At 61.6% G+C, this 26,342-nt stretch carries 24 protein-coding genes; 14 read left to right on the forward strand and 10 right to left on the reverse strand.

Annotated elements, in window-relative coordinates; all coding sequences use genetic code 11:
* Positions 1 to 3 precede the first annotated feature (3 nt).
* Positions 4 to 1,146 (reverse strand): non-hydrolyzing UDP-N-acetylglucosamine 2-epimerase, encoded by a 1,143-nt coding sequence (wecB, locus tag ACH82I_RS08445; RefSeq protein ID WP_413336633.1) that lies wholly within the window; start codon positions 1,144 to 1,146, stop codon positions 4 to 6.
* A 228-nt stretch (positions 1,147 to 1,374) separates the two neighbouring features.
* Here wecB and wecC point away from each other — a divergent pair, with 228 nt between their 5' ends.
* From wecC to ACH82I_RS08460, 3 genes are all read left to right on the forward strand, one after another.
* Positions 1,375 to 2,634, forward strand: coding sequence for a UDP-N-acetyl-D-mannosamine dehydrogenase (wecC, locus tag ACH82I_RS08450; protein ID WP_413336634.1), 1,260 nt, complete (start codon positions 1,375 to 1,377; stop codon positions 2,632 to 2,634).
* A 311-nt stretch (positions 2,635 to 2,945) separates the two neighbouring features.
* Complete coding sequence (locus tag ACH82I_RS08455; protein ID WP_413336749.1) at positions 2,946 to 4,823, forward strand: acetoacetate--CoA ligase; 1,878 nt, start codon at positions 2,946 to 2,948, stop codon at positions 4,821 to 4,823.
* Between the two features lie 157 nt (positions 4,824 to 4,980).
* Positions 4,981 to 6,828 carry a DUF5635 domain-containing protein gene (locus ACH82I_RS08460; protein ID WP_413336635.1) on the forward strand — a complete coding sequence of 616 codons (1,848 nt, stop codon included), beginning with the start codon at positions 4,981 to 4,983 and terminating at the stop codon, positions 6,826 to 6,828.
* Between the two features lie 180 nt (positions 6,829 to 7,008).
* Here the strand turns inward: ACH82I_RS08460 and ACH82I_RS08465 are convergent, their stop codons facing one another.
* The 6 genes from ACH82I_RS08465 to ACH82I_RS08490 all read right to left on the reverse strand — a co-directional run bounded on the left by ACH82I_RS08465 (position 7,009) and on the right by ACH82I_RS08490 (position 12,758).
* Entirely contained in the window at positions 7,009 to 8,280 is a 1,272-nt protein-coding gene (locus tag ACH82I_RS08465; protein ID WP_413336636.1) for an MFS transporter, read from the reverse strand.
* A 151-nt stretch (positions 8,281 to 8,431) separates the two neighbouring features.
* Positions 8,432 to 9,229, reverse strand: coding sequence for an ABC transporter ATP-binding protein (locus ACH82I_RS08470; protein WP_413336637.1), 798 nt, complete (start codon positions 9,227 to 9,229; stop codon positions 8,432 to 8,434).
* Complete coding sequence (locus ACH82I_RS08475; RefSeq protein WP_413336638.1) at positions 9,222 to 10,079, reverse strand: ABC transporter permease; 858 nt, start codon at positions 10,077 to 10,079, stop codon at positions 9,222 to 9,224. The genes ACH82I_RS08470 and ACH82I_RS08475 overlap by 8 nt, the downstream gene beginning before the upstream one ends.
* Before the next feature lie 73 nt (positions 10,080 to 10,152).
* Positions 10,153 to 11,367, reverse strand: coding sequence for an FAD-dependent oxidoreductase (locus ACH82I_RS08480; RefSeq protein ID WP_413336639.1), 1,215 nt, complete (start codon positions 11,365 to 11,367; stop codon positions 10,153 to 10,155).
* Positions 11,368 to 11,473: 106 nt separating this feature from the next.
* A complete protein-coding gene (locus ACH82I_RS08485; protein ID WP_413336640.1) occupies positions 11,474 to 11,764 on the reverse strand; it encodes a DUF4287 domain-containing protein in 291 nt (96 codons plus the stop codon).
* 199 nt (positions 11,765 to 11,963) lie between these two features.
* Positions 11,964 to 12,758, reverse strand: coding sequence for a pyridoxamine 5'-phosphate oxidase family protein (locus ACH82I_RS08490; RefSeq protein WP_413336641.1), 795 nt, complete (start codon positions 12,756 to 12,758; stop codon positions 11,964 to 11,966).
* A gap of 180 nt (positions 12,759 to 12,938) precedes the next feature.
* Here ACH82I_RS08490 and ACH82I_RS08495 point away from each other — a divergent pair, with 180 nt between their 5' ends.
* On the forward strand, positions 12,939 to 13,265 hold the full coding sequence (locus ACH82I_RS08495) for a rhodanese-like domain-containing protein (RefSeq protein ID WP_413336642.1): 327 nt from the start codon (positions 12,939 to 12,941) through the stop codon (positions 13,263 to 13,265).
* A gap of 334 nt (positions 13,266 to 13,599) precedes the next feature.
* Complete coding sequence (locus ACH82I_RS08500; RefSeq protein ID WP_413336750.1) at positions 13,600 to 14,001, forward strand: glutaminase; 402 nt, start codon at positions 13,600 to 13,602, stop codon at positions 13,999 to 14,001.
* Here ACH82I_RS08500 and ACH82I_RS08505 read toward each other — a convergent pair.
* Entirely contained in the window at positions 13,995 to 14,264 is a 270-nt protein-coding gene (locus ACH82I_RS08505; protein WP_413336643.1) for a DUF3263 domain-containing protein, read from the reverse strand. The genes ACH82I_RS08500 and ACH82I_RS08505 overlap by 7 nt on opposite strands.
* A 121-nt stretch (positions 14,265 to 14,385) precedes the next feature.
* Between ACH82I_RS08505 and ACH82I_RS08510 the strand changes: the two genes are divergently transcribed.
* Positions 14,386 to 15,354, forward strand: coding sequence for an NAD(P)H-binding protein (locus ACH82I_RS08510; protein ID WP_413336644.1), 969 nt, complete (start codon positions 14,386 to 14,388; stop codon positions 15,352 to 15,354).
* A 231-nt stretch (positions 15,355 to 15,585) separates the two neighbouring features.
* Positions 15,586 to 16,116: a Dps family protein gene (locus tag ACH82I_RS08515; RefSeq protein ID WP_413336645.1), complete on the forward strand. Its 531-nt coding sequence runs from the start codon at positions 15,586 to 15,588 to the stop codon at positions 16,114 to 16,116.
* 270 nt (positions 16,117 to 16,386) lie between these two features.
* Here the strand turns inward: ACH82I_RS08515 and ACH82I_RS08520 are convergent, their stop codons facing one another.
* A complete protein-coding gene (locus ACH82I_RS08520; RefSeq protein WP_413336646.1) occupies positions 16,387 to 16,794 on the reverse strand; it encodes a hypothetical protein in 408 nt (135 codons plus the stop codon).
* Positions 16,795 to 16,888: 94 nt separating this feature from the next.
* On the opposite strand from ACH82I_RS08520, the gene ACH82I_RS08525 reads away from it, so the two are divergent.
* From ACH82I_RS08525 to ACH82I_RS08540, 4 genes are all read left to right on the forward strand, one after another.
* Entirely contained in the window at positions 16,889 to 17,461 is a 573-nt protein-coding gene (locus ACH82I_RS08525; RefSeq protein WP_413336647.1) for a MarR family winged helix-turn-helix transcriptional regulator, read from the forward strand.
* An 801-nt stretch (positions 17,462 to 18,262) separates the two neighbouring features.
* Positions 18,263 to 19,903 carry a phosphoglucomutase (alpha-D-glucose-1,6-bisphosphate-dependent) gene (gene pgm / locus ACH82I_RS08530; RefSeq protein WP_413336648.1) on the forward strand — a complete coding sequence of 547 codons (1,641 nt, stop codon included), beginning with the start codon at positions 18,263 to 18,265 and terminating at the stop codon, positions 19,901 to 19,903.
* A gap of 125 nt (positions 19,904 to 20,028) precedes the next feature.
* A complete protein-coding gene (locus ACH82I_RS08535) occupies positions 20,029 to 21,249 on the forward strand; it encodes an ATP-binding protein (RefSeq protein WP_413336649.1) in 1,221 nt (406 codons plus the stop codon).
* Between the two features lie 416 nt (positions 21,250 to 21,665).
* Positions 21,666 to 22,121 (forward strand): hypothetical protein, encoded by a 456-nt coding sequence (locus tag ACH82I_RS08540; RefSeq protein ID WP_413336650.1) that lies wholly within the window; start codon positions 21,666 to 21,668, stop codon positions 22,119 to 22,121.
* Positions 22,122 to 22,206: 85 nt separating this feature from the next.
* On the opposite strand, the gene ACH82I_RS08545 is transcribed toward ACH82I_RS08540, so the two are convergent.
* The gene (locus ACH82I_RS08545) at positions 22,207 to 23,253 is read right to left on the reverse strand and encodes an LCP family protein (RefSeq protein WP_413336651.1); all 1,047 of its coding nucleotides are present in this window, start codon (positions 23,251 to 23,253) and stop codon (positions 22,207 to 22,209) included.
* Positions 23,254 to 23,420: 167 nt separating this feature from the next.
* On the opposite strand from ACH82I_RS08545, the gene ACH82I_RS08550 reads away from it, so the two are divergent.
* The 3 genes from ACH82I_RS08550 (at position 23,421) to ACH82I_RS08560 (ending at position 26,205) form a co-directional block, all read left to right on the forward strand.
* Positions 23,421 to 24,665: an MFS transporter gene (locus tag ACH82I_RS08550; protein ID WP_413336652.1), complete on the forward strand. Its 1,245-nt coding sequence runs from the start codon at positions 23,421 to 23,423 to the stop codon at positions 24,663 to 24,665.
* A 281-nt stretch (positions 24,666 to 24,946) separates the two neighbouring features.
* A complete protein-coding gene (locus ACH82I_RS08555) occupies positions 24,947 to 25,471 on the forward strand; it encodes a hypothetical protein (protein ID WP_413336653.1) in 525 nt (174 codons plus the stop codon).
* Positions 25,468 to 26,205, forward strand: coding sequence for a MerR family transcriptional regulator (locus tag ACH82I_RS08560; protein ID WP_413336654.1), 738 nt, complete (start codon positions 25,468 to 25,470; stop codon positions 26,203 to 26,205). The genes ACH82I_RS08555 and ACH82I_RS08560 overlap by 4 nt, the downstream gene beginning before the upstream one ends.
* The last annotated feature ends 137 nt before the right edge of the window (positions 26,206 to 26,342 follow it).

Genomic DNA, 26,342 nt, shown 5'->3' on the forward strand with positions numbered 1-26,342 from the left:
AGCTCAGCTGTCGCTGAGCAGATCGTTGAGAATATCCACGCTGCGGCCAGCAGAATGACCGTCGCCGTAAGGGTTCACAGCATTCGCCATATCTCGATACGCCTTCTTGTCGTCAAGGAGCCGCGAGACCTCGGAGATGATCTTGTCACTCGCTGTGCCGATCAGCTTAACCGTTCCTGCATCCACGGCCTCGGGACGCTCTGTATTCTCCCGGAGCACCAGCACCGGTTTACCGAGGCTCGGGGCCTCTTCCTGGATGCCGCCCGAGTCCGTGAGCACGATGTCTGATCTCGCAATGAGGTGCGAGAACTCTCCGTACTCAACTGGCTCGATAGACACAACATTGTCGAGATCTTCAATCTGCGGTGCAATCGACGCGCGGACCTTTGGGTTCTTATGCGCTGGCCACACGATGAGAAGCTCGGGGTAGCTGGTGGCGAGCTGCCGCATGGCACGGCCGATATTCACCATGTTCTCTCCGAGGTTTTCGCGACGATGTGTCGTCACCAGGAGAACACTCCTACCCTCGCTGTGGGAAGCGGAGATTTCCGGCACGGTGATTTCAGTCGGACGCTCCACTGCCCAATGCAACGCGTCAATGACTGTGTTGCCGATGACGTGGATGTTCTCGTCAGGCACGCCATCGGCGAGAAGATTCTGCCTGGAGACCATCGTCGGCGCGAGGTGAATGCGCGCGATCTGCGATACGATTTTTCGATTCGCCTCCTCCGGGAACGGAGAATTGATATCGCCGCTCCGTAGCCCTGCTTCGAGGTGGACGACTGGGATCTCGCGGTTGAACGCGGCGATCGCCGCACCCATGACCGTCGTGGTGTCCCCCTGGACGAGTACAGCATCCGGTTGGTGCTCCTCCAGCACGGCATCGATCATGGTGATCACACTGCCTGCGATGCCGTTGAGCGTCTGTCCATGTGCCATGAGATTGAGATCAACGTCTGGAACAATGTCGAAAACTTCATTGACTTGATCGAGCATCTCCCGATGCTGAGCAGTCACGACAACGAGAGGGGTGAGAGTCTCATCCGCTTCGAGTGCTTTAATCACCGGGGCAACCTTGATCGCTTCGGGACGAGTCCCATAGACGACCATGACCTTCGGCCTCTGCGGCGAAGCGGACGTACTCATCAAATCTCCTTCGGACGACAAATCTGGAGCGGAACTCCCCCTCACGCCAGGATATAGCAGGACTGCGAGCGGGCCTGCACAGATGACTGAGACATCATTGATACGCAAACTCGCTCACTTAAATTTCACCTGTCGTGGCGATAACCTTATTAGGCGATCAGGCGCAGCTCATTTCGGACTAGAATATCGGGGTACTCACTGTCACCCATCTTTTTGGAGCACCACTCAATGACGCCCACTTCTGGAAGCAGCCGACCGAATGTCGCCGTGATCGGACTCGGCTACATCGGCCTCCCCACTGCAGCGGTCCTGGCCAGTTCTGGTGCCGATGTCATCGGCGTCGACATCAATCAGAAAGCTGTCGACCTCATCAATCAGGGCGAAGTACCGTTCGTCGAACCTGACATGAGCACGACCGTCGCAGGTGTCGTGTCACAGGGGTATCTGAAGGCGACGACCGAGACCCCGCATGCGGACAACTACATCGTCGCGGTTCCCACGCCATTCAAGGAAGGCCACAAACCGGATCTGGTCTTCATCGAGACCGCAGGCAAGCAGATCGCTCCACTCCTCAAGGGCAATGAACTCGTCATCCTCGAGTCCACCTCACCCCCGGGGGCCACCGAGTTTCTCGCGGACACCATCTTGAACGCACGACCCGACCTCACTCTTGAACCGGGAACGGCTAACTCTGTGTACTTCGCGCACTGTCCCGAACGCGTTCTGCCCGGGCGAATTATGATTGAGTTACGCACTAATGACCGTATCGTCGGTACCCTCAATGGCGACGCAGGCGAACGTGCCCGCGAGCTCTACGAACTCTTCTGCGAGGGCGAGTTCCTCATGACCGATGCCCGGACTGCAGAGATGGCGAAGCTGACGGAGAACGCCTATCGGGACGTCAACATCGCTTTCGCCAATGAGCTGTCGATGATCGCCGACGGTCTCGACATCAATGTGTGGGAGCTCATCAAGCTGGCCAACCACCACCCTCGAGTCAATATCCTTCAGCCCGGCCCCGGCGTCGGCGGACATTGCATTGCGGTCGACCCTTGGTTCATCGTCGCCTCGGCGCCGGAGCAGTCCTCTCTGGTGCGCACCGCCCGTGAGGTCAACGATTCCAAGCCGGGCTTCGTCCTCGACAAGCTCCTCCCCCAGGCCAAACGCATCAACGACGTGCAGATCGCAGCCCTGGGACTGGCGTTCAAGCCGAATATCGATGACCTCCGTGAGAGCCCTGCCCGCCAGATCGTCGGCCGCCTGGCCGCGGAGTTGCCGCAGGCGAACATCATGGCAGTCGAACCGAATATTGAGGCTCTACCGGCCGAGCTCGCCGACTGCGAGAACGTCACTCTCACCGAACTCAATGAAGCGGTGAGGAATGCCGACATCGTGCTGCTCCTCGTCGACCACAACGAGTTCACCCGCCTTGATCGGTCTCTGCTCGCGCAGAAGATCGTCCACGACACCCGAGGCGTGTGGGGCTGAGCCTGCACCTACCCTTCTGCCGACTGCGCCGTTGAGGACTCTCAGCGGCGCAGTTGCGTTTTGGGCAACCGGACCCATCTACCAGGGCACCGGACGTAAGGTGGACCCAAAGCCTCGACTGCAAAACGAATACCATCGTTTCGGCCGTTGAGGTCTGCTTCCACTGTTGCCCACCGAAGTGCTGAGGAGAAGAATTGACCGCTGAACCGATCTGGCGTCCGGACCCCGACCAGTCGCCTCGCCCGCAGATCCTCGACTTCACCGAGTTCGCGAACAAGCGCACGGGGCAGGACATGGTCAGCTAAGACGATCTGTGGCGCTGGTCGGTCGAGGACCTCGACGGATTCTGGGGTGCGATCTGGGACTTCTTCGACGTCATCGCCGACGAACCGTACACCGAAGTCCTCGCCGACCGGACCATGCCCGGTGCCTCGTGGTTCCCCGGCTCCCACCTCAACTACGCCGAACACGCTCTGCGGGCCGCCCTCGACGACGACCTCGCCGATCAGCCGGCGATCATCACCATCACCGAAGACGGCCGCAGATCGGAGACCACCTGGCACGAACTCCGCCGCCAGGTCGGATCCGTCGCCGCCTGGCTGCGCGACCTCGGCGTCGGCCAGGGCGACCGCGTCGTCGGCTACCTGCCCAACACCCACCACACCCTCATCGCCTTCCTCGCCACTGCCTCGATCGGTGCCATCTGGTCGGCTTGTGCCCAGGACTACGCGGCCGAGGGAGCCGCCGCGAAACTCGGCCAGCTCGAGCCGAGAGTCCTCTTCGCCGCCGACGGCTACCTCTGGAACGGCACCGCCCACGACCGCCGCGACCAGGTCGCGGGCCTGGCCGCACGAATACCGAGTCTGCGGGCCGTCGTCGGGGTCGGCAGCCTCGGCGTGGGTGCCTTCGATGAGCACCACACGATTGCGAACTTCACCACCTGGGACGACGTCACCTCCGGTAATACCCCGCCCGAGTTCGTGCGCGTCGATTTCGACACCCCGCTGTGGGTGCTCTACTCCTCGGGCACGACGGGCATCCCCAAGGGAATCGTGCACAGCCACGGCGGGGTCGTCGTCGACCACCTGCGCATGTTCGGTCTGCACATGGACATCAGGTCCGGCGACCGTTTCTTCTGGTACACGAACACGAACTGGATGATGTGGAACTTCGTCGTCTCCGCACTGGTGGCAGGAGGCACAACCGTCTGCTTCGACGGCTGCCCCCTCTACCCCGGTGCGGGACGACTGTGGGAGATCGCGGCGGACACGCAGGCGAACGTGCTCGGACTCAGTCCCGGGATCCTCCTGGCGGGAATGAAGGCAGGACTGGAACCCGGTCGGGAATACGACCTGACGAACCTCAGGCTCATCGGCGCCACCGGCGCACCCGTACCCGCGAACTGCTTCCCCTGGGTCCGCGATGCCATCGGCGAACGCGTGCAGCTGGCCTCAACGAGCGGCGGCACGGACGTGGTCAGCGGATTCGCCGGCTCCGCGCCGAACCTCGAGGTGTGGGCGGGTGAGCTCTCGGCGCCGAACCTCGGCGTGGCCCTCGAATCCTGGGACGACTCTGGTCATCCACTCATTGGCGAGGTCGGGGAGATGGTCATCACCGCCCCGATGCCGTCGATGCCGGTGAAGTTCTGGAACGACCCCGACGGGCAGCGCTACCGGGACACGTACTTCTCGATGTTCCCCGGAGTGTGGCGCCACGGTGATTGGATCACGATCACCGACCACGGCAGCGTCATCATCTCCGGACGCTCGGACGCCACCCTCAACCGGCACGGCGTGCGCCTGGGCAGCGCGGACATCTACGACATCGTCGATGACATCACCGAGGTGACCGAATCCCTCGTCATCGGCGCCGAGCAGCCGGACGGCGGGTATTGGATGCCGCTGTTCGTGGTGCTGGCTGACGATGCTGTGCTCGATGATTCGCTGCGTGAGCGGATCACCGACGACCTGCGGATGAAGGCCTCCCCGCGCCACGTGCCCGACGACATCATCGCCGTCCCTGCGATCCCGCACACCCGCACGGGAAAGAAGCTCGAAGTGCCGGTCAAGCGGCTGATCCAGGGGCACCCGCTGGAGAAGGTGGCGAACCCGGATGCCGTCGATTCGTTCGAGGTGCTGACGTACTTCGCGCGGTTTGCGAAGGGTGCGGGCGGTACGGCTAAGGACTAGCGATCGCCTAGTGTCGAAACTCGTCACTCCAGCTGTGGATATCTTGCGTCAAGAAAGGACGACCTTGCGGCTCGTCGATCATCCTCTCTGGAAATAGATAGCGCCCCCAGACACTCACGACTACTTTGCATTTAGATGCAGGTGTAAAGTGAAAGTCATGAGCGAACCGCAAAGTGGGTTTCCCTTTGAACCGGGGACCGAGTTGATGGCAGACCGTGCACGTTCTCGCGAGGCGGTGGAGGTCTGCCTGGAATCGTTGCGGACCGGCGCACTTCCTGACAGCGCAGAACGTCAGCGAGTGGATTTCAAAGAAGAAGCTGGACGCAGAGGAGTCGCCGGAAGTCTGCTACCTGGAGTTTCAGAGAACACTAAGGCCGCCGATCAGCTCGCAGATGAGGTCTCGGCTATGGCCAATACTCCTGGAGGCGGAGCGCTCATCGTCGGAGTAGAAGATCGCTCAGGGGACCTGCTCGGCACAGACTTGAACATTGAGTGGCTTCGCCAGCAGATCTACCGACGAGTTGAGGTTGCTCCAGAGATCGAGGAGCACATCGAGCAAGGGATCAGGCTGCTTGTGATCTACGCAGCTGAAGCTCGCGAACCCGTCGACGATACAAGCGGACGAATCCGCTGGAGGGTGGGAGCCGCCTCGGCGCCCGTCGACCGAGGGGAATGGTGGGCTCGACGTCAAGACCGAAGCGGCTGGGACTCCATGGCCAGACCGACTTCGTTCACCATAGATAGTGTCAGGCCCGAAGCAATTGCAGTGGCCCGGGATTACTTGGCCAGACGCGACACCTCGAATGACACTCAAGCTGACCTTGCTGCAGCTGCGCCTACTGACATGCTGCGTCGCATCGGGGTGCTGAGCGTCGACGGTTATCTCACAGAGGCTGGAGCCTTGCTGTTCTGTCCTGCACCAAGAGCATGGCTGACATGGACCAGGCTAGATGTCGAAGGCGGCGACATTCTTGCCTATGATTCTGAATACGAAGGACTGAGCCTCCTCGAACAAATAGAGCGGGTAGAAGCACTTCTGGACGCGGCCAACGACAGAATCACCCTGCCAGGGGAATTCTCAGAACGCGCGATTCGTCAACTGCCATCGCGCTCGGCCCGAGAAGCCGTACTCAATGGAGTGGTGCATCGCGATTGGAATCTACAAGAGCCGACGACCGCGACTTGGGTTGAGGCCGACGCGTCGCTGACCGTTGTCTCCCCGGGTGGGTTCGTCGGAGGAATCTCAGCAGACAATGTCCTCACACAGCGCTATAGCCGGTATCCCGCATTAGCTGATGTTTCTCGAGCGCTCGGACTGGTCGATAAGCAGGGCGTCGGAGTCGACAGGATGTATCGCGAAATGGTCAGTATTGGACATCGTCCACCATTGCTCGTGGAGGAGCCTGGGCCGCGAGTGCGAGTACGCCTCGCAGGAGGTCAACCTCTTCTTCCCATTATTCGGCTGACTTCAAAGATTCAACCGGCAGCCCGGCAACGAGACGTGCAAATTGCGCTTATAGTTCACACTCTCCTGAGAAGCCCGTTCACAACGGTGCAACGAATGTCGAAGATACTGCAGCGAACCGTCGACGAAGCTGCCGAGGCCCTCGAAATAGCGCACAGATGCGTCATCGATGGACAGCCGCTGATCTCCCCCCTTAAGAATGTGTGGACACTATCGAAGGAAGCTCGCCATATCGTTGGAGGGCAGGCCGCAGATCGAAAGATGCTGCAACGCCAGCGGGTGCTCTGGTTCATGGCACCAGGCGCCGAAGAGGCTTCCGAAATAGTCAGCCAATGGTTTGAGGTTCAAGACCGGATCACGTCGGGTGACTATTCCAAGTTGACTGGAATGACTCCGGCCGGAGCGAGGGGCGCACTTGATCGATTCGTCCAGGAAGGACGACTTGTTCGCGGAGATGCTGCCGGCCGTAACGCCCACTATCTTCCGCGTGGAAACGCAACTATTCTCCAGCCGGAGACTCCTCAGGAAAATGGGAGTTGAGTACCTCGGCCTTGCTCCAACAAGCGAGGCTCTTAAATAGGCAGCAGGCTGGCAGAACACGTTCTGCTTTGCTTTTGCGGCATATTCGAAAAGCAAAGTGAACCGCGCTGCTCAAAAGAGCTTTCCCTTTGTCACTGTGAACCATGTATCCAGCAGCTGGTCGGCCCGCCTCTGCGAAGATCAGCGCTGCTTGTACACCTTCCGGGCGGCGATGACGCCGATGAGGGAGAGCAGGGACAGTGCAGCGTAGTAGAAGCCGGGCACGGTCAGTTCGCCGGTGGCGCTGACCAGTGCGGTGAGGATGAGCGGGGCGAAACCGCCGAAGATCGCGACGCCGAGGCTGTAGGCGATGGTCATGCCGGAGCTGCGGATCTGGACGGGGAAGAGTTCGGAGAGCAGCGAGGGCATGGGGCCGAAGTAGAAGACCATGAACAGACCGACGATCGCCTCGCACAGGGTGAGGACACCGATCGAGGGATTGGCGGTCAGCAGGATGAACATCGGCCAGGCGACGACGATGCCGGCAATGGTCGTCGGGATCATCACGGTCGTGGCACCCACCTTGTCGGCAAGGCTGCCGGCGAAGGGAGCGCCGATGAGGGTGATGACGCCGGCCACGACGGCGCCGGGGAACGCAGCCCACGGTTCAAGGCCGAGGTTGCCGACGGCGAACTGCGGCAAGAAGGTGATGAGGTAGACCGAGATCGTAGCCATCGCGATGATGAGGAACGCCGAGGCCAGGCGGCCGAAATGCTGGCCGAGCAGGGTGCGCAGCGGATTGTCGGTCTTCTCGGCGGCTTCGAACTCCGGGGTGTCGTCCATCTTCGCGCGGATATACCAGCCGACGGGGCCGATGAGCAGGCCGAGGGCGAAGGCGACTCGCCAGCCCCAGGAGTGCAGGGCGTCCTCAGTGAGGATGGAGCTGAAGATCCAGGAGATACCGGCGGCGAGGAACATCGAGATGCCCTGAGTCGCAGTCTGGAAGGAGGCGTAGAAGGCCTTGCCGCGTTTGGCGTTCTCGGTGAGGAAGGCGGTGGCCGAGCCGAACTCGCCGCCGGCGGAGATGCCCTGGATGATGCGGGCGATGGCCAGACCGATCGCCGCCCAGATTCCGAGCACGGACTCGCCGGGCAGAACGACGATGATGAAGACGCCGAGCGTCATCAGTCCGATCGTCAGCGACAGGGCTGCCTTGCGGCCGTGCCTGTCCGAGTAGCGGCCGATGATGACGGCACCCAGAGGCCGAACGACGAAGGTGATCGCGAAGGTCGCCCAGGTCATCAGCTGCGCGGACAGTCCCTCGCCAGGGTAGAAGGTGGCCGTGATCGACGTGGCCATGAACCCGAAGAGGATGATGTCGTACCACTCGAGGGCATTGCCCAATCCTGCCGCGACGACGGCCTTGCGGGCCCTCGCCTTATCCGCGCTCGTCTCTAGTGTCGGCGCACTCATCCGCATACCTCTTCATTGTTTCTGGGATGCGGGCCCCATCGCTCGTCACCCGGCTTGAGGCGGCCCGACCGGTCGCCTTGATGTCAGGGGATGAGTCTACTGCGGTCGTTGCCGGATGCAATCGTTCGTCTCAGTCGGTGGAGAGGACGAGTTACTTCCGGTCTGCCTTGTTGAAGTCCTCGTACTCCTTGACGATGTCCTCGGTGGGGCCGTCCGCGCGCAAGACGCCCTTCTCGATCCAGATCGTGCGGTTGCATGTGTCCTTGATCGACCGCATCGAGTGCGAGACGAGGAAGACCGTACCGGCGTTCTCCCGGATCGACCGGATCCGACCTTCGGAGCGGTCACGGAACTTCTTATCGCCGACGTTGAGCGCCTCATCGACGATGAGGATCTCATGCTGAACCGAGGTCGCGATCGCGAACTTCAGACGCTGAGACATGCCCGAGGAATACGTACGCATCGGCAGGTCGATGAAGTCCTGGAGTCCCGTGAACTCGACGATGTCGTCGAACTTCTCCTCCACCTCGGCGCGGGTGAGGCCCAGAGCCAGGGAACCGAGGATGATGTTGCGGGCACCGGAGAGATCCGGGATCAGGGCCGCACCGACGCCGAGGAGGTTCGGTCGCGAACTCGCGAAGATCGACCCCTCGGAGGTCGGGGTCAGCCCGGTGATCGAGCGCATGAGTGTGGACTTGCCGGAGCCGTTGGTGCCGATGATGCCGATCGACTCGTTGCGATGGGCGACGAAGCTGACGCCCTTGAGTGCGTGGACCTCCTGGATGCCGCGCTGGCGTTTGAGCATTCCGCCCCCGCCGCCGAGCTTGAGCTTCTTGCCCGTGGCCAGCGTCTTGTAGCGGACGTGGACGCCGTCGCAGATGACGACGGGTTCGTTGTGCTGGGTCATCTCGGGGAGGCTGCCGGTGTCCGGCGGAAGGTTCTCACTCATCGCGACCGTACCTTTCCTCGGCCTGCCAGAAGAACACGAAGCCGAAGATGAAGATGGCGAAGGCCCAGATCGCCAGGTGCCAGAAGTAGTCGTAGGGGATGACGCCGTCCTTCATGAGGATGCCGCGGGCGATGGCGAGCACGTTGTTGAGCGGCTGCCAGTCGGCGAAGGGCTGCAGTGCCGGGTTGATCTTCTCGACCATGACCTTGAGGTCGAAGAAGACGCCCGAGGTGTAGAAGATCATCCGGGAGATGAACGGAGTCACCTGGGACAGGTCACGGAAGTGGACGGTGACGCGGGCGAAGATGAAGGCCACGCCCTGGTTGAAGATCCAGAACAGGATGACCAGGGGGATGAAGAGGAACCAGTCCCAACTGGGCCGAGCCCCAAACAGCATGACCAGGATCGCCATGAAGATGAACGTGGGGATGAAGTTGAGCAGGTTCTGGAACACCGTGGCGATGGGCAGGACGATGCGCGGGAACGGCAGGGATTGGACGAGAGAGGCGTTCGAGATGATCGACTTCGCTCCCCCGTTCATCGAGGAGTTGAAGAACTCGAGGACGAAGACGCCGATGATGACGAACGGCGCGAAGTCCGGCGGACGAGCCGTGGCACCCTGCATGATGACGCCGAAGACCGTGCCGTAGATGAGGGCGGAGAACGCCGGGCGCAACAGCACCCAGAGCATGCCGAGGCGGTTGCGTTCGTTCTCGCTCTGCATCCGATATCGCGCGAGCGTGAAGGTGAAATCGCTGCGAGTGATCAGCTGCTTGACGTATTGGGGCAGAGACGGCCGCCCGCCCACTCTGTCGAGTCCGTGCTCGGCAGCAAGCCTGGCCATGTCCATGAACAGAAGAATCTCTCGTCGGCGACTGGGGTTGGAACAATCAAGAAGTCTACGTGATGAGACTATCGGTTTCTCACAGTCGACTGTGAGCCTTGAAGTCGAATTCCGGGTCCTCGAGCTGGGACCGGGTGGGAATCGAGTTACCGCCGAGTACCCGTCTGGCGGCGGCCTGCATGGGCGGCCAGTTCAGGGTCTCAACCCCGATGAGCGTGGACTCCGGGGTTGTGCCGGCGAAGTGGAAGACCTGGAACTTCGCCCCACTGGGGTCGGTCCTGATGATCGTGTCGCTGGTATCGGGGCTGGTCAGGCCCGCTGTGAACACCTTCTCCGGGCCTTGGAAACTCCAATGCCAGGGAACATCGTTCCAGGTCAGCGTCGCTGGGTCGGCGGTGTCGTCGGGCTCGGCCAGGATCACCTCGGCGAGGTGTTTGCCGTGGGATTCAGCCACGGGTTCGCAGGCCCAGGGATGGTCGAGGGCGGCGGGACCGGAGGTGATGCGCGCGCAGTCACCGGCGGCCCAGATGCCTCGGTGGTCTGTCGCCAATTTCTCATCGACGTCCCATGCCTCGGCGGGCCTGTCGCCGTCGATAGGGAGGGTGATCGGGCGAGCGCCGACGCTGGTGATGAACAGATCGTGAACTCCCGCCGGGATGTCGTCGGGGCTGGCCGTGTGGGTGACGAAGTCCACACCCGCGGCTCGGTGCTTCTCGAACAGTGCCTGCCGCACGGGTGCCGAGAGCTGCTTGCGGAGGGGTTCGTCGCCGCGCAGGTAGACCGTGGCGCGGTGTCCGGCTGCCACTGCCGAGGCGGCGACCTCCATCCCGAGGTATCCCGAGCCCAGCACCCCGACGTCGAGGGTGCGAGTGGCATTGGCGACCTGGGCGCGGACCCATTCGGCCTCGCCGAGGTTGTAGACCGGCAGCGCGTCCGGGTAGGCGGGGATCTCGGGTCGGTTGGCCTCCATCCCGGTGGCGAGGATGGCGTGGGTGAAGTCGAGGGTGCCGCCCGAGTTGAGGTGGACGGTGCCCACGGTCACCCCAGCCCCCGCCTCGGCGAGAGTGATCTCCGTGGCCGTGTCACGCATGAACGTGATGAGCTCGCGGTGCTCCAGGTGGTAGGGCAGGTGAAAGCGGGAGTCGTCGAAGAGGTGTTTGGACAGCGGCGGTAGCTCGCAGGTCCCGCCCGCGTTCGGGTCGATGACGGTCACCGTCTGCCCGTGTTCGCTCAGCTCCCTGGCCGCGGTGGTCCCGGCCAGTCCCCCACCGATGATGACGATCTGCTTAGCCATGGTCCCCATGCTAGTCGGGGTGGGGTGAGTGCCGGGTCACATCGGCTCGGGTGAGGTTCCGGGCAGTCAGGCGGGGATCAGGGCAGCTGGGCCGGCATCCGGGCAGTCAGGCGGGTTTACTCGCCTTGCCATCGAGCCACAGAATGTCCGACTCGTCACTGTGGGTTCCGCCGGCCCCAACGTGCTTGGCGTCGATCTGCGGACCCTTCTTGATGACGTGGACAAGCGCCATGCCGTGGCCGCGGCCCAGCCCGTAGTCGGCCTTGAGCCAGTCAAGGATGACGCCGGCCTTGACCGAGTCGTCGTTGTAGCCGCGGTCTTTGGCGATGTCGATGAACTCACGCGGGGTGAGTCCGGTCTTGTCTTCGATGCTGTCGAGGTAGGCCTGAAATGACATGGCTTTTCCTTTCGGAAGCAAGAGTGCCGGGCTACTCTGCACGGCACCGTAGAGCCCGTTTTCGGGACCGATACTGCCATAATAGTATGCTCGACCCGTCATGCTGCCGAAAATACCGGAGACGACGAACCGGGACGGCCCGGGTGACCTCACCGAACCGCCCCGGAGATCGAGGTGTCTCTTTTCAGAGCGTCATTCCTCAGAGTTCGGTCGTCGAGCTCCCACCGCCGGTGCGCTGTCCAGTGACCTTGGCCTTGACGATCTGAGCCAACCCCGCGACCTTGCCACCCTTCAGGCCCCAGTGCTGCGCCGAGTCACCGGTGACCTTGATGAGGCCGACGTCGGGGTCATGGCGACCACCGTCGAACCAGGCGGCCACCGAATCGCTCCAGAGTTCATCGATCTTAGCCTGATCGTCGACGAATTCGACCCGACCAGCCACGGACAGCCAATTGCCCGCCTCTGAGACGGTCACATTCACGTTCTGATTGTGCTTAAGGGCCGAGGCCTGATCTCCCTGCAGCCCGATGAAGAACCAGATGTCGGCGTCATCGGTGACCTGCTGCGGCACCATGGGGTGAGCCAGCAGCTTACCGTCATCCAACGCTGTCGTCAGCATGACGTAGCCGCTGTCGCTGAGGATTCTGATGACATCATGCTGATTCAAGTCCTCGTTCGCTGCCATTGCGTTCCTTCCCTGAGACTGTGCGGTTCTCGCTGTGGCGAGATCCGGATCTGCGCCACCGACCACGGCAGCTGATTCGTCGATGGCCGTATGGGAGCCATCGGAGTTGCGGTAGAGCGTCGCACCTTGGCTCTGTGCCGCAGCAGACGCCCGAGCCTCGACATTCTCTTCGGTGTAGCCGACCTGCACACCCGAGTCGACATCAGAGGTGCCGCCGATCTTCTCCGTCGCCTTATCCAGCGTCGCGGCGGCGTCGCGTGCGGCAGATTCGCCTCGCGACTCGTCGGTTGTGTCTCTGTCGTTGCTCATCAGCAATCCCTCCCAGGGCTATCGTGCTCGTTGTGGTCATTCTTGCATCAGCCCGCTGAGCCAATCGCTTACATCGTAAACACGGCGAATATTGCCAGGCAACATTCAGCGCTCACATCACCTCGGCGATCGCGCCCCGGGGGTGGTGTGCTCGCCTCCGCTCGCGCCTACACTGGTGTCATGGACGAAGATGCAGTCTCAGTCAACGAAATCCCCGACGGTGCCGCCATAGTCGATGTCCGAGAAGACGATGAGTGGGAGGCAGGCCACATCGACGGCGCCATCCACGTCCCCCTCGGCGACTTGCCGACGCGACTCGATGACCTCCCACTTGACGACGATCTGTACGTCATCTGCCGCACCGGCGGTCGCTCGAACCGGGCCGTGGCCTGGCTGAACACCAATGGCTTCGACGCCTTCAACGTCGCCGGCGGCATGGGCTCATGGCACCTGGACAACGGCAAACCCATCGTCTCGGAGACCCGCGAAGAACCCTGGGTGAAATAGTGTCGTGATGCTCGGCCTGCCGGCCGCCTCTTCGGGTCGGGGATCTCCTCGTCACGACAGTACTCGGGCAGGACTCCCATCACGTCTGTGGCTACCGCCGAGGCGAGGAGATCGATGTACACGGCACGATCACCCTTATCGGAGCGGAGGGTGAAGCTGAGTGCGAAGACGCCGCTGGTCGACGAGGCGACCGTGGGCGGGACACCGAAGTCCTCGACCATTCCGCCCAGGGGGATCGGCAGGGTCGCAACGTTGAAGGACATGAGGATCTGGGGAGAAACAGCCCGGCGGTCGGGGCTGAAGCGAAGAGGTTCATGCCCAGGGATCGGGAGTGGTGGAAGCAGGCCCGTTGGCAGCGCAGGGAAATAATGCCGGGCTGCCGTTGAACTCGGTCATGGCCATCGAACTCGATGACGGCAAACCGATGAACTCGATGGTCAACGCCGGGGCGATCGCCATTACCGCCCTCGTGCCCGGAGAGAGCCAGGCAGAGAAGTGGGAGGCGATCCGCGTCGAGATCTATACACTGCAGTGCTCGCTGTCGGGGACCGCCCACGACCTCGCGGTCATGGGTGCCACCCGCGCCGACGGTGGCATCAACCCGCTGACCGGGAGAGCGCAAGTCGCCCGGGATCTCGGAATTTCAAGGAACATTTTCTACCGCAGAGCCTGGGTCCTCCGGTCACAGAAAAAGCCAGGATCAAATAGCCCCGTCAACGAGCCCAACAATCAGTGAAGCAAACGCTGCCACCGTCTCTGCCGCCGCTCGAAGGCGAAGCGTTCAGAACGAAGACGCCGAACTCGCTCCACGACAAAGGGAGCGTAACCATAAGCCGCATCCGTATCCGCAAGGCCCTCGAGTACACCGGAATACCGCCCGATTGGCAGACCGATACGCTCGCATAGAGACTCGCGCTCGATATGCGAGGGCGATGTCTTCTCTATGTCGAGGATCAGACGATCATGCTCAGAGAGCTCATTGACAGTGCCTGGGACCATGACTCCGAGTGTGACACAGCCAAGCAACGAAAACGTTGATCTTTAGAGAGCGCTTCGCGCAGCCAGGAGTACACTTCGAGAACCCCGTCGAGCAATGCCTGACTAACTGAAGTGAGGTCACATGCGAGTACTCGTCATCGGATCAACTGGCTACGTCGCCTCCCGACTCATCCCCACCCTCCTCAAAGCCGGACACCAGGTCATCGCCGGAGCGAGACGACCAGCAAAGCTTGATCGCTTCTACTGGTCCGATTCAGTCGAACGTGCCGAGATTGACGTTCTCGACGAAACCTCAATCACGAAAGCTCTCCGTCCAGACATCGAGGCCGTCATCTACCTTGTCCATGGCATGGACGGCATGAACTTCCGGGCAACCGATAGGAAGGCGGCCCGGAACCTCGTTTCAGCCTTGCCGACCAGCAACGTCGAACGCCTTGTCTACCTCTCTGGCATCGTCCCTCAAGTAAAACGAGAGGCTCTCTCCGAGCATCTGATCTCCCGCCTCGAGGTCGAAGAAATACTCGCACAAGCAACACCCACGGTGATCACTCTGCGTGCCGCGATGCTCATCGGCGCAGGGTCAGCAAGCTTCGATCTGATGGCCGAACTTACCCGACGGCTTCCCATCACAATTGTTCCGTACTGGATGAACCACCAAGTCGAACCGATCTCAGTTGAAGACGTGACCCTGGCAATCGAGGGAGCCCTAACCGCGAGAATCCCCACCGGCCATTACGACGTCGGCTGCGGTCAGCGTCTCAGCTACCCCGACCTTCTCGAACTCTTCGCTGAAGCCGCGAGCATTCACCGCGATCAGCTACACCTCCCATTCCTACCCGAACCAGTCGTGGCGAAGCTTGCCGCCCGGATCACCAGTGTCCACACGGCCACGGCTGAAGCACTCATCGAAAGCCTCCAGCAGAACATGGTCGCTGCCGACGCGCGATGGACAAGTGACCTGATCACACGGGAGAGCAACTATCAACCTTGCGGCATCCGTGAGGCGATCAGCCGATCACTGAAGGACCCTGACGCCACAGTGCCCCCATCATCGCGGGACCCGCTCGGGCACTTGCCTGGCGACCACTAGACACAGGCGACGAAAACGTCGTTGGCGGCTTCAGATAAGCAATCCGACTCCCGCCAGGCTCCAAACAGGTCAATGGCTCCAAGGGCAGCTCATCGACACTCCGGGCAACTCGGGTCGACAAGGCACAGGGATGTTTTCCTGCCGGGTGTTGAATCCGAGCTTATGTTTGCCCACTGGAGGAAAACAGGTAGTCTATCTAATGGTTAGATCATCTAATATTCAGGAGAGCTCATGTCGCACACAGTCACTGGTCCCGATCCCGCAGGATCAGAACTCACCAAGACCGAGAACGCCGAGAAAGGGTTCCTCGCCTCTGACGCTCTGGCGAAGAACATGCAGTCAGTGCTCGTCGACCTGCTGGCACTTCAGCTGGTTGGCAAGCAGGCTCACTGGAATATCGTCGGACCCAACTTCCGCGACCTCCACCTCAATCTCGACGAAATCGTGAGCATTGCTCGCGAAACATCCGATGATGTGGCCGAGCGGATGCGCGCCCTCCATGCGACCCCGGACGGTCGACCCTCGGTGATCGCAGAGCAGAACTCGCTTCCAGAGTTCCCGCAGGGAGAGATCCTCACCAGCGACGCAGTCAACCTGGCGACCAAAGCAATCGAGGCAACCGTCGGAACCATGCGAGACGTCCACGACGAGGTCGACGAAGCGGACCCAACTACCGCCGACATCTTGCACGAGGTCATCGATAAACTCGAGCAGCAGGCATGGTTCGTAAGCGCGGAAAACCGCACCCCCCGGCAGCGCTGAGCCAGCGGAAGGCGGTGCAGTCCGGGCAACTATAAGTGCGTTGCATGGGCTGGGTTGGGTGGCGCAACTCAGACATTCGACGAGTTGCGCCACCTACTAGCGGGCGAGGACTTCCTCGGCCGCGATGTGTCAGGGTTCGGCAAACTCAACACAGCCGCCGGCGGCGGTGGCATTCGAGCCGGGTGGCGATCTCGATCAAACACACCCCGTTAGGTGTGGACGCGAAAGAAGGCGAGTCAACTATCGACTCGCCTTCTTTGTTCGCATTCGTCAGGCTGCGGCCACCGCCCCATCGCTCGGGAGGCCCTCGAGGGATTGAGTGGAGCGGGGTGCGCTGCTGATCGACGTCAATTCTTCGGGGGCCACCGAGAATTCAATGCGTTTCTCTGAGGCCACTACTCCCGCGCTGACCTCGAGACGCGGAATGATGTCATCGGTGACACGTCCAATGAGAGCGACGTAGTCCGACCCCTCGGTCAAGGTCACATGCACGTCCAGAACTGACTCAGCGGCAACCCCGAAGAAGGAGAACGTCGCGCGAACTATGCCATCGATCTGAGATGCCGCATGCTCCGCGTACGTGCAGGCACCAGTCGTCGAGAGATCCCACATGAGGCGCTTAAGCGGGTCGGCGTATGGCTCAGCCTCGGTAGCCTCGACCGTCGAACCTGCCGCCATAATGATACCCGCCTCTTGAAATCTTGGTACAATCGATAATCTAACAGTTAGCTAGACTAACAGTATCACGAATGGTTCGAAAGGAGCCGGCAAAATGTCCTCACACGGATCTTCGGCAAGCAGTGGCTACTGGTATTCCGAACGGGGAGCCGAGTCTGCTGACTCGATCGAGCTGCTCAATGAGCTGCGGCGCTATCGCGAGTCCAACGCTCGGATGCGCTCCAAGGTCAGGCAGGACATGGGCATGGGTGAGAAGGACCTCTTAGCATTGCGTCTCCTCCTCTCGGCCCAGGCCCAAGGGCGTGTAATTCGTCAGCGTGAGTTGGCGCAAAGTCTCTCCATCCAGCCCGCGTCGGCCAGTGCCCTCGTCGATCGCCTGATCAAAGACGGCTATGCAGAGCGCGCCCCGCACCCGGATGACCGCCGCTCGATAGCGGTGAAACCGACGGCGCTAGCCAGCGAGGATGTACGCCACACCTTGGTGGACATGCATGCCCGTATGCTGAACGTCGCTGATTCGATGACTCCCGAGGAGCGAGGCGTTATCACAAGATTTCTGCGCGACCTCAATCACGCGATGGACCATCATCCCGACGACCACGAATCACCGGCCCAGAGTTACGTCGAGATGCGCGAACATGCTCGGCACTCAGCAGACGTCCACTGACAATTCTCGACCATGCCGCATCCTCGGGAACCTCAACCGCAGTGAGACCGCACACAGACAGGAACATTCCCCGCCGTGAGACCTCGCACAAGCATCTCCAATCTACGAGCACGGGGCCGGCGGCGGAAGATGGTCAATGCTAGAGCTCCAGGCACGAACTCTTGAATCTGCCGACCGCACTCATCACGGCCGAGCGGTTTAGGCACATCGATATCGCTGGAACGCAGCGCTTCGACGAATGGCACCTCTGAGATCGTTGACTTAGACCACGGCGTACGCACATTCGCGCCGATTCTGACGACAGTTCCGCTGGCGTTCCCGGCGCCCAAGGGAGGCTCGTTATCTATGCACCTTCAAGAACTCCCATTAAGCCGGATAGCTCGGCCCTAGGACGAGGACGAGGGCAGGGTGTTCGGCTTTTCGACGTTCGGTCGCGACGGGGAGAACCCGACCCTCAGTGTCGTAGGCGGTAGCGCAGCAGTTGCGGTAGAAACCGACTCTCAGTTCGAGCAGTTCGTCGGGGTGAAGGCGAGTCCGAGAGCGGTTGAGTCGCACGAACGTTCACCGATAAATCCGTGATCGGTAGACGTCTCGGCCTCCTGAAGGCGCAGTGGTCCTCCCACGCTACGATGGCACTCGGCATAAGGGAAGGGCGCGATCAGCGAGATCATCGGGGAGCTCGCGTCTCGGAGCCCGCACTGCCTGCCATCTGGGTCGCCTCAGTCCGGCCGCTGAGTCCACGATGCAAGAACTCATGGCCCGTGACTGTGTGCAGCCGCCGGACTTTGGCAAGGTAGGACCATGACTACTCGCGCCGGCCAGCTGGCCCAGGATCGGGATCTCGTTGACATCCCCGCACTGCTCGACTCCTATCACGACCTTGTCCCTGATCCCTCGGTGCCCTCTCAGGCCGTGAGTTTCGGGACTTCGGGACACCGTGGTTCGAGCTTCAACCGTTCCTTCAACGAGGCCCACATCGCCGCGATCACCGCCGCGATCGTCGACTTTCGCAAGGACAAGGGAATCCACGGGCCCATCTTCCTCGGTCGGGATACTCATGCGTTGAGCGAACCGGCGTTCCTCACCGTCCTCGAGGTACTCGCCGCCGCCTCGGTGCCCGCCCTCATCGATGAACGCGACGGGTTCACCCCCACACCGGCCATCTCGCATGCGATCCTCGGGTTCAACGCCGGCAAGTCCCGCACCGACGCGCAGGCCGACGGCATCGTCGTCACCCCCAGCCACAACCCGCCTTCCGACGGCGGCATCAAATACAACCCGCCTCACGGCGGACCGGCCGGGTCGGAGACGACGAGCTGGATCGCCGAGCGCGCCAACTCCTACCTGACCGCCGGGTGGGAGAAGATCCCCCGCACCCCGTTCCAGCGGGCCTTCCATCTCGAGAACACCGAGAACTTCGACTATGTCGACAACTATGTCGCCGACCTCGAATCGGTCATCGACCTCGACGTCATCCGGGGCTCGGGCATCAGGATCGGTGCCGACCCCCTCGGCGGGGCCAGTGTCGACTATTGGGCGGCGATCGCCGAGGACTACGACCTCAATCTCACCGTCGTCCATCCCGACATCGACCCCACGTGGTCGTTCATGACTCTGGACTGGGATGAGAACATCCGCATGGACTGTTCCTCCCCCTACGCCATGGCCGGGCTCATCGCCTCCCGCGGCGACTTCGACATCGCCACCGGCAATGACGCCGACGCGGACCGGCACGGCATCGTCACCCCCGACGCCGGGCTGATGAACCCCAACCACTACCTGGCCACGGCGATCGACTACCTTCTCGACAACCGCCCCGACTGGCCGACCGGAGCCGGCATCGGCAAGACCCTGGTCACCTCGTCGATCGTCGATCGCATCGTCGACGCCCACGGGCGCAGCCTCACGGAGGTTCCCGTCGGCTTCAAATGGTTCGTCCACGGTCTCCTCGACTCCACCTTGGCCTTCGGGGGTGAGGAATCCGCCGGAGCCTCCTTCCTGCGCCGAGGCGGCAAGGTGTGGTCGACGGACAAGGACGGCATCATCCTCTCGCTCCTGGCCGCGGAGATGACCGCGAAGACCGAACAGACTCCCTCCCAGCGCTATGCCGGGCTGGCCGCGAACTTCGGCACCAGCGCCTACGCTCGCCAGGACGCTCCGGCCACCCGGGAGCAGAAGGCTCGCTTGGGAGCCCTTGACGCCTCCCAGGTGAGCGCGAAGACCATCGCCGGTGAAGCCGTGAACTCGGTGCTCACCTCGGCGCCTGGGAACAACGCTCCCATCGGCGGACTCAAGGTCACGACGGACAACGCCTGGTTCGCCGTGCGCCCCTCGGGCACGGAAGACGTGTACAAGATCTACGCCGAGTCCCTGCGCGACGAGGACCACCTGCGCGCCGTGCAGCACGATGCGCGGACCCTGGTCGACGGGGTGCTGGAGTAGAGGCCTCGCGGCGCTCGTGCTGGCGGCCACCACCGCCTCAGCACATTGATCGTGAGCGATTTTTTGAACTTTAGGTAGGTTTATCTGAATCCAATAAAACCGCCTAATAATGCTAAACTACCTCCATGAAGGCGTTGACCAACCCCTATACTCCGAACGCAGGTGCCGAACCACAAGCGGTTGTGGGTCGCGACGACCAGCTGGAATTATTCGATCATCTGCTCGCTCGAATTGAACGCGGCAAGACAGAACAGTCGATGATCATCACAGGGTTGCGAGGCGTCGGCAAGACCGTGCTCCTGGGCCAATTCAGAGCGAAGGCAGATCGTCACAACTGGGTTGTTGTCGAAATGGAAGTGAACAAGAGCGATGACAGCGATTTCAGACAGCTGATCGCCACAAAACTCAGAGGTGCATTGTTCGAGTTGTCCCCCAAAGCAAAATGGACCGATAGGTTCAAACGCGCAGGGTCGGTGCTTCGTTCGTTTACTGTGAAGCTGGAGGAGTCGGGCGCCTGGTCCGCTGGGTTGGATGTCGATATCGCCGAAGGGGTCGCCGATCATGGCGATCTATCGCTGGATCTCACCGATCTGTTTATCGCAATTGGCGAAGCTGCCAATGAAAAGGACCGTGGAGTGGTCCTCCTTTTCGACGAGATTCAGTTTCTCAACCGAGTCCAGCTGGAAGCTATAATCGCCGCCTTGCACAAGATGGTGCAGCGAAAACTTCCAGTCACCCTCGTCGGCGCGGGTCTACCGCAGATTGCGGAACTGGCAGGAGACGCCAAATCTTACGCCGAACGTCTGTTCAAATTTCCCTCAATAGACAACTTTGATGCCAAGGATGCCAAATCCGCCCTACAAGAGCCCGCAAAGGACGAAGACGCTTATTTTACGAGCGATGCCTTAAACCGAGCGATCGCCGTCACGGGTGGATACCCCTACTTCCTTCAGGAACTGGGGTACGCGGTATGGACAGTTGCCGAAGGGCCCTTGATCACAGCCGATGACGTGGAGTTAGCTCTTCCCGCCTATCAGGCCAAGCTCGATGAATCGTTCTTCAGAGTGCGCCTCAATAGATCAACGGAGTTGCAGAAGGCGTATCTTCGTGCCATGGCTGAGCTTGGCCCGGAACCGCAGAAAGCGGCCGACGTTGCCGAGGTAATGGGTCGGACCTCTCAGAACATTGCCCCTACACGTGCCGAACTCATCAATATGGGCCTGCTATATACGCCGGATCATGGCTTTGCGGCGTTCACAGTGCCGCACTTTGACCAGTTCCTGAAACGCGCGATTCCGACATTGACTATTCCAGAACCTCGCAGACGCCAAACGAAGAAAAAGTAGCACTGGCGGACCCGCCTGGTTTCGGACTCGAGTTGCTCAGGAGCACCGGTCGCCACAGTCGGAGCGCGGCTGCCCTCGGCTGAATGAACCCGATCACGATGGGGTATCACTGCACTGACGAAAACGTTGCATCCGAGTTCCGTCCACGCCAGAGCACCAACGCTGAGCTGAGACGTGTGCGGCAGCGTTCGAGGTGGTAGACGAGCAAGGCCTGTTGTTCTGTCGTCGGCGTTGTCACAGTCTGTATGCATATCCGCCGCGGGACTGCCGAATACTCGTCACTCAGCTGTTACACGCTTCAAGCCTCCTCCCAGCCGTCGTTGTCCCGTCTTCAACCGCGAGGACAATACTGGTCGGCGTCGAAGCACGTGTCACCGCTTCCTCGGTGACAGCACACAAAGGGAAGGATCGACGCCATGAAGATCACCATTCGCAATCGTGCAGCAGCCCTAGCCATCGCCGGGGCCGCCGGCCTCACCGGAATCGGACTCGCCAGCGGACCGGCCATCGCCGCCGACGCAGCGCAGGCGGAATCGGCCGCATCGGTCGGCACGCAGTCGGTCTACTATCCGACCGACACCACAGAGTATGCCGACGAGCTCGTCAAAGCCTGGGGCGCCGGGAACACCTCGCGCGTCGAAGCATTCGCATCCGAAGACGTCGCCGATGCTCTGGCCGAGCACGGCGACGACGACGCCACTCACTGGAAGCGCGTCGGCGGTGACGGTGCTGCGGGCACGGCCTACGTGGACTATGAGAACACCGTCACCGGAGAGAAGATGGCCGTCGGCGTCTCCAACAAGGCCGTCTCGAATCCGGACAACGAGTGGGGTACGGCCCACGGCGTGCACAAGGTCCAGTTCGAAGGCTGATCCGCGGCGGGCGCCTCACCCCAAACACTGCAGCCCCGCACCAGTCTGAACTGGTGTGGGGCTGCAGTCTGCGCGCAAAGTACGTTTACAGGTGCGCCTCCGGGGCGTTCTGCACGTAGTCGGCGAGGGTGTCGTTCTTGTACGCGTCGCGGACCTTCTCCAGCTCGTCCGCATCGACGTTGACGATCGACTGGCCGTCGCTCGAGGTGCCGACGCCTGCCGTTGGGGCGGTGAAGAACTCGATGTCGCCGGGGCGAACGTCGCGCATTCCGAAAGCGGTGGCGGAGATGTACTGCGCGTCGAGGCCGGAGTCGACATACATGTAGGGCGCGAAGTTCTTGACCATGTCCTGGATCTTCTTCGGATTCGACAGCGTGTCCGCGGAGATGATCTCACTGGTCAGGCCCTTGATGAAGGCCTGCTGATTTCGAGCACGCTGGAAGTCGCCGTCCTTGAACTGCTTGCGTTCGCGCACGAAGGTCAGTGCCTCATCGCCGTTGAGGATGTTCTCGCCTTTACTGAATGTGTGCCCATTCTTCTCGAATTCCTGCTCCGAGTCCACGCGTACCCCGCCGAGGCTGTCGGTCAAAGCCTTGAAGCCTTCGAAATCGATGATCGCCACGTGGTCGAGGTCGGTGCCGATGAAGTCCGAGACCGTGGACACGGCCAGCGGCAGTCCGCCGTAGGACAGGGCGGCATTGATTTTGGCCTTGCCGTGGCCTTCGATGTCGACCCAGCTGTCACGCGGGATCGACATAACCTGCACGTTCGAGCCGGACTCGGGCAGGTGCATGACCATGATCGTGTCCGAGCGCAGTCCACGGGAGTCGTTGACGTCGACCTGATCCATCGGCTCATCGGAGCCGAGCAGCAGAATGTTCGTTCCGCCCTCGTCATTGCGCTCAGCCTTCGGAGTGCCGAAGATCTGCTCATCGGTGAGCTTGTTTGCGTTGTTGTCGAACGAGCGGCCCACGTTCCACACGTAGAGGCCGATGCCGAGCACGGCAAGGATGACGATGATCAGGATCGCCACGAGGACCTTGCGCCAGACGCGTTTCTTCTTGCGTCGGGGTCGCTGCGGTTCGTCGTTCTGGCGATCGAAGAGATCATCGAAAGTAGTGTTGTCCGTCATCGGCGCTCCGAGGTTTCAGTCGATTCGGCGCTTCGCGCCGTCAGTTCAGTGAGCAATCTCGGCTATTCTACCGGGCATCATAGAGTTTCGGACGAGGTGACCCGATTCACCGCTGATCGCCGACGATTCGTCTGGTGGATGAACGGCCCCGTGGGTAGAATCTTCTGGTGTTCAAGAACTATCGGGAAATCCTTTCGCTTCCCGGTGCTCTCAAGTTCTCCTTGGCTGGTCTTGTTGCACGTATGCCCATCGCAGTGTTGGGCCTGGGAATCGTACTCTTCATTCAAGGCGTCAGCGGCTCCTATGGTCTGGCCGGCATCGTCGCCGCCGTCTTCATGATCGTCCAAGCGATTGCGGGCCCCGGGATCGCACGCTTCGTCGACCGCTACGGCCAGGCACGGGTCATGATGCCAATCGTCATCATCCACCTGGCCGCGCTGCTCCTGCTCATCCTCTCCGTCTACCTCGACTGGTGGACCGGGTTCGTCTTCATCTTCGCCGGCATCGCCGGAGCCACCGTCGGCTCCGTCGGCTCGCTGGTGCGTTCACGCTGGTCACACGTGGTGGGCTCGCCCAAGCAGCTGCAGACCGCGTTCTCCTGGGAATCCGTGGCCGATGAACTCCTCTTCGTCTCCGGGCCCGTGCTCGCCACGGTCATGGCCACGGCCGTGTGGCCGCCGGCCGGCATCATCCTCTCGATGCTCTCCACCGCGGTCGGATCGACGCTGCTCTACATCCAGAAATCGACCGAACCTCCGCCGGTCGAGCGCACCACCGAGGCGCGCGGACACGTGTTCTCCAACCCCGGCATCTTCACGATCATCCTCGTCAATGTGTTCCTCGGCGTGAACTTCGGTGCCATCGACGTCATCGCCGTGGCCTTCTCCGACGAGTTGGGACTGAAGCCGCTGGCCGGCATCCTGCTCAGCGCTTTCGCCATGGGGTCTCTGATATCCGGGGCGCTCTACGGTTCGCGGAACTGGACTTCGGCGACGCATCACCGGTTCGGATTCAGCGTCTCGCTGCTGGCGATCGGCGCCTGCTCAATGCTGCTGGCGCAGAGCATGCTCTCCTACGGGATCATCCTCTTCCTCGTCGGGTTCACTATTGCGCCGAGCCTCATCGGGGCGAACTCGGTCATCGAGCAGCTGGCACCGCCCAGGCGGCTCACGGAGGCCTTCGCCTGGCTGGGGACTTCGTTGGGCTTCGGCGTCGCCTTCGGCTCGGCGATCGCCGGCAACATCATCGACGCGGCGAATGCGAAGACCGCGATGCTCCTCCCCGCCGGCTGCGCGCTCGTCGGCGCGGTGCTCGCGCTGTCTCTGCTCAAGCTGCTCAACCCGACCCGCTCGAGCCACGAGGTGCGCCTGGCCAAGGACGCCCGCCGCGTGCGGGTGGACGGCGAGGAGTAGGGCCGCGCTCTTCGCCTTTGCCACACCAAGTGCTCTGCAATCAGCGTGCGCAGTGGATCCGAGCCCTCACGCACAGGTGTTCTCTCGCGTAGCAATGATCACAAGCGAACCTTCTCCAGGAGAAGCGGTTGAACGCCAGGCACCGAGCAGTTAGACCGAGTTGCGGAGAGGAATTGACACAGTTTCCTGCCGCTGTTGCCTGCGAATTCTTGACTATGACGTGACGGCATAGTCTTGACTGAGGTTTCCGACTACCGCAGAACCTGAGGAGACCCGTTACGATGAACATGATCATCTTCACCGTCGAAGCATGCCTGATCTCAGCCCTCGTCGGTTTGATCGCTTGGCGTCAGGTCAAAGGGCAGTACGCAGACACTCGTGCGATATGGAAGGCACCGCTCATCCTGACTGCAGTGGGGTTGTCGACACTTCCAGCGACCGTCGCAGGATTCCACCTCATCGACGCCGCCCTCCTGACGTTCGAGGTGGTCGTGTGCGTGTTCATCGGAATCGGAATGGGCAAACTCACCTCGACGTCGGTGACCCCCACGCAGGACCGACGCGGCCGCAGTATACTGATCCGCACTGGCTGGCTGGGCGCAGCACTCTGGGCTGTGTTCGTCGCGGTTCGTCTAGCGCTGCGTCCGGTCGCACTGACGCTGCACGCCGATTTCGTCACATCGATCGGCGTCACGCTCATTCTGGTAGCGATCGCACGAACGGCAACCGCGATGATCGTGCTGCCGCGCATTGAGCAGGCCGAGCTCCTCAACAAGACGTCTCCGCGAGATTCGCTGCAGTCGTGACCGCATCCGGATGGAGCACTGCTGAAGTGGCCCGGCTCGCTGGTGTCAGTGTCCGGACGGTTCGCTATTACCACGAGGTCGGAATCCTCGAGAATCCACGCCGGCTGTCGAATGGGTACAAATCTTACGATGTCACCCACCTGATACGGCTCCTGCGTGTACGACGCCTGACTGGCATTGGGTTGACTTTGGAGCAGGTTCGGGCCCTCGACTCTCGCGCGGTCGATGTCGACGACGTCGTCCATTCGCTGGAAGACGAGATCTCCGCCCGCATCGCGGAACTCCGGACGATTCTGCAGAGTCTTCGCAGCGTAGTGACCGGGGAGATCCGTGGTGGTCTGCCGCCAGGCATTGACCTCAGTGGGATCGGTGCGCGAATAACGAAGCGCGACGAAGCAACACTGACCGTTCTCGACACGCTGCTGCCTGAGCAACAGCGGGCAGGACTGCGGCAGTGGCTGACCACATCCTGCGATTCAGCGGCGGACGACGAGTTCGAGGCTCTCGCCGAAGATGCCGGTGAGGACTACCGTGGAGAACTTGCCAAGCGAATGCTCCCCGCCGCTCGCGCCGCGGCACGCAACCGCCAGAAGAAGCAACAGTCCGGCCCGGGGTCGCCCCGCGACATCGGCATCGCGCTCAACGGCATCTATCATTCGGCACAGATCGACGTGCTCATCCGTGTGGCGACGCTACTTGAGGACGAAACCGAAGAATCCCAGTCAGACAGGTGACTGCTCTCAGGCAGGTCCATTGTGATGAGCGCACAAGAACAGCACACCCGACGGATTCGCCAACCGGATCTCCGGCATCCACCCTCAATACCCTCACCTCGCGGGAGTGACATCAGCAACCGAGACGACGGTTGCTG

It is taken from the genome of Brevibacterium sp. GP-SGM9 (assembly GCF_047300845.1).
GTDB lineage: Bacteria > Actinomycetota > Actinomycetes > Actinomycetales > Brevibacteriaceae > Brevibacterium.